Source organism: Polaromonas sp. P1_G4 (assembly GCF_056405475.1).
The window spans coordinates 1-870 of record NZ_JBFUCA010000936.1 but is presented as its reverse complement, the minus strand read 5'-3'; the positions used below and the strand labels follow the sequence as shown (position 1 = coordinate 870).

The 870-nt window shown below is 58.3% G+C and carries 1 protein-coding gene and 1 pseudogene; both read left to right on the top strand.

Annotation, left to right across the window (positions count from 1 at the left end; genetic code table 11):
* Positions 1 to 429: pseudogene (locus AC1D1X_RS24570) on the top strand (cytochrome bc complex cytochrome b subunit); the annotation flags it as partial.
* A gap of 16 nt (positions 430 to 445) precedes the next feature.
* Positions 446 to 870: cytochrome c1 (locus tag AC1D1X_RS24565; RefSeq protein WP_477699522.1), on the top strand; the 425-nt coding region annotated here is incomplete at its 3' end.

The following is an 870-nucleotide window of genomic DNA, read 5'->3' as shown; positions in this document are numbered from 1 at the left end:
GGCCTGGTCATTCCTTCCGCCGGCGCAGGCATCGCGCAAGGCCTGGATGCGCTGGCCAAACCGCTGGCCGGCGTGCCTTTCCTGGGCGAGCTCTGGGGCATGATGATCAAGGGTATCGACGCCAAGTTCTGGGGCGTGGTCGTGATGGGTGGTGCGGTCATCATCCTGTTCTTCCTGCCATGGCTGGACCACAGCCCGGTCAAGTCCATCCGCTACCGCCCTGACTGGCACAAATACCTCTACGGCATTTTTGTCGTGAATTTCCTGGTACTCGGTTACCTGGGTGTTCAACCGCCATCGGCCATCGGTGAGCGCGTGTCCCAGCTCGGCACCCTGTTCTATTTTGGTTTCTTCCTTTTGATGCCGTGGTGGAGCCGCCTGGGTACGCCTAAAACGCCGCCTGACCGTATTATTTTCCACGGTCACTAAGCAGGAGATAACAACAATGAAAAAACTGATTTTTTCCCTGATCGCGGCCCTCGGCCTGGTTGCCGGTGCACACGCTTCCGAAGGCGGTATTGCCTGGGACAAGGCACCGAACAACACGAATGACCTGGGCTCGCTGCAAAACGGTGCCAAGCTGTTCGTCAATTACTGCCTGAACTGCCACTCCGCTGCTTTCATGCGCTTCAACCGCCTGAAAGACATCGGCCTGACCGAGCAACAAATCAAGGACAACCTGCTGTTCACGACCGAAAAGGTCGGCGACACCATGAAGGCTGCGATTGATCCCAAGCAGGCGAAGGACTGGTTCGGCGGCAATCCGCCCGACCTGACCGTGATTGCACGTTCGCGATCGGGTGCCGGCGGCACGGGTGCCGACTATCTTTACACTTACCTGCGCAGCTACTACCCCGACAACACCAAAGC